Here is a 2,743-nt window from a genome sequence, read left to right as displayed (position 1 = left end):
ACGGGTTGCGCACCGGGCCGAAGTGCGAGTTCTCGTTGGACGAGCCCATCGCGAATTCGTCCATATTGGTCTTGCCCAGCGTCACCATGCCGGCGGCGGCCAGCCGCTCGACCACGGTGGCGTCGAACGGGCTCTCGTAGTCCGCCAGCATGCGCGAGCCGGCGGTCGAGCGCCAGCCGCGCGTGACGAACACGTCCTTGTGGGCGATCGGCACGCCGGTCAGCGGACCGGCCTCGCCGCGCGCGCGGCGTTCGTCGGCGGCGCGGGCCTGGGCCAGCGTCAGTTCGGCGTCGACATGGACATAGGCGTTCAGCGCGCCGGCCTGCTCGATGCGGGCCAGATAGTCACGCGCCAGTTCTTCGGCCGACACCGCGCCGGCGGCGAGCGCGTCGGCGATCTGGCGCAGCGAGGTCACGGTCGAGCCGACCGGGAAGGAGGAAGCGGAAGAAGACATGGAGTGTCGGAAAAGCTTCGGAGAACGGCCGGCGGGGCATGGACGCCGCCGGCGGATCGATTCGGGAGATGCCACCTTGGCGTATCGGTACGTCGATACGGAAATTTCGGGCGACGTCGGCGAGCCGGGTGCGGGACCGTTATCGGGACCTTATCGGGGCCGTTATCGGGAACGTTATTCGATCACCTTCGGCACCAGATACAGGCCGGCCTCGGTGGCCGGCGCGGGACGCTGGTAGTCATCGCGCCGGTTCGGCTCGGTGACGACGTCGTCGCGCAGGCGCTGCTGCATCTCGCGGACCGCCGACAGCGGATGCGCCAGCGGCGCGACGCCGCTGGTGTCCACCGCCTGCATCTGCTCGACCAGCGAGAAGAATTGATTCAGTTGCCCGAGCGTCTGGCCGGCTTCTTCATCGCTGATGTCGATGCGGGCAAGATGGGCGATGCGCTTGACGTCGGTTAGCTCGAGTGCCATGGCGTGGGTGCGAGGAATTCCAGAGGGCCCGGCAGTCCGGCGCAAGGCCGGAACGAAACCGGGAGAAGGACGACCGTGCGGACAGCGTCGGGAGCGCCGGACCGGGCCAGGCGGGCGTGCCCTGGGCGGCGCCGCGTCCGGACCGCTGTCGGGCAGTTGCCGGGCCATTGCCGGGCCGTTGCCGCGTCGACATCGGCCTGGGGAAAGTGCCGCGCGCGACGCCCCACAATCGTCAGAATTACAGGTTTTTTCAGGGCAATTTGCCGCCGAAACACGCGGAATTATAAGGTATCATTCCGTTTTGCCGCCGCCCCTGGCGGCGCCTTCGCCGCTTGGACCCAGCGTCCGGCCGCTGAAGGACGCCGGACCCGACTGCCCGCGGGGCCCGGACCAGGATCCTCCGATTAGACCGACTCGCCGCTGCCCCCGTGTGGGTGCCGGGTCTGTGGCGCCCGGACCGCCGTCCGGCCATCCGCCAAATGAAGTTTGGCGAACTTTCTGGCGCCGTCTAATCAAAGGTTCCCGTGGGAATGCGTTCCGCCGGCCCGGCGGGCGAAATCCCTCAGGACTGTCGCGGTTCGCCTGGCGCACCGCAACGGCATGGGCGGGACCGTGGATGCGCGGAAGGACGCGCGCCGTTTCCATCGAAGACATATGAATATCGCGGCCGGCGCCAAGGACTGGCGCCGGCCGCTTCGCATACCTGCGAACCCACCAGAAAACAGGACTCCTGATGTTCGGATTTCTCCGCAGCTACTTTTCCAACGATCTCGCGATCGACCTCGGCACCGCCAACACGCTGATCTACATGCGTGACAAGGGCATCGTGCTGGACGAACCGTCGGTGGTCGCGATCCACCTGGGCGGCGGCCCGAACGCCAAGAAGACCATTCAGGCAGTCGGCAAGGAAGCCAAGCAGATGCTGGGCAAGGTGCCGGGCAACATCGAGGCGATCCGCCCGATGAAGGACGGCGTGATCGCCGACTTCACCGTCACCGAGCAGATGCTCAAGCAGTTCATCAAGATGGTGCACGACAGCAAGCTGCTGCGTCCGTCGCCGCGCATCATCATCTGCGTGCCGTGCGGTTCGACCCAGGTCGAGCGCCGCGCGATCCGCGAGTCGGCGCTGGGCGCCGGCGCCTCGCAGGTCTACCTGATCGAGGAACCGATGGCCGCCGCGATCGGCGCCGGCCTGCCGGTGTCGGAGCCGTCGGGCTCGATGGTCGTCGATATCGGCGGCGGCACCACCGAGGTCGGCATCATCTCGCTGGGCGGCATGGTCTACAAGGGCTCGGTGCGCGTCGGCGGCGACAAGTTCGACGAGGCCATCGTCAACTACATCCGCCGCAACTACGGCATGCTGATCGGCGAGCAGACCGCCGAAGCGATCAAGAAGGAAATCGGCTCGGCCTTCCCGGGTTCGGAAGTGCGCGAGATGGAGGTCAAGGGCCGCAACCTGTCCGAGGGCATCCCGCGCGCGTTCACGGTCTCGTCCAACGAGATCCTGGAAGCGCTGACCGATCCGCTGAACCAGATCGTCTCCACCGTGAAGATCGGCCTGGAGCAGACCCCGCCGGAACTGGGCGCCGACATCGCCGAGCGCGGCATCACGCTGACCGGCGGCGGCGCGCTGCTGCGCGACCTGGACCGCCTGCTGGCCGAGGAAACCGGCCTGCCGGTGCTGGTGGCCGAGGATCCGTTGACCTGCGTGGTGCGCGGCTCGGGCATGGCCCTGGAGCGCATGGACAAGCTCGGCAGCATCTTCGCCTACGAGTAAGCCGGTCCGGCAAAAGGATCGTTCCCGTGGCGAAGCGC

General features: G+C 67.5%; 3 protein-coding genes. 1 reads left to right on the top strand and 2 read right to left on the bottom strand.

The features are described 5' to 3' along the window. Together AC6EI8_RS25880 and gatC are read right to left on the bottom strand one after the other, a co-directional pair. A partial coding sequence (locus AC6EI8_RS25880; protein WP_498383310.1) for an amidase family protein occupies positions 1-454 on the bottom strand: 454 nt, incomplete at its 3' end. A 174-nt stretch (positions 455-628) separates the two neighbouring features. Continuing rightward, a complete protein-coding gene (gene gatC / locus AC6EI8_RS25875; protein WP_149317339.1) occupies positions 629-928 on the bottom strand; it encodes an Asp-tRNA(Asn)/Glu-tRNA(Gln) amidotransferase subunit GatC in 300 nt (99 codons plus the stop codon). A 733-nt stretch (positions 929-1,661) separates the two neighbouring features. On the opposite strand from gatC, the gene AC6EI8_RS25870 reads away from it, so the two are divergent. Then, on the top strand, positions 1,662-2,705 hold the full coding sequence (locus tag AC6EI8_RS25870; protein ID WP_023264573.1) for a rod shape-determining protein: 1,044 nt from the start codon (positions 1,662-1,664) through the stop codon (positions 2,703-2,705). Positions 2,706-2,743: the final 38 nt, after the last annotated feature.

The sequence above is a fragment of the Cupriavidus sp. R6-3 genome (assembly GCF_059772245.1).
This window is presented reverse-complemented; position numbering and strand designations above follow the sequence as displayed.

Bases quoted from the DNA above. Each gene is read 5' to 3' on its own strand.
- gatC (WP_149317339.1), bottom strand. From the start codon at position 928: ATGGCACTCGAGCTAACCGACGTCAAGCGCATCGCCCATCTTGCCCGC.
- AC6EI8_RS25870 (WP_023264573.1), top strand. From the start codon at position 1,662: ATGTTCGGATTTCTCCGCAGCTACTTTTCCAACGATCTCGCGATCGAC.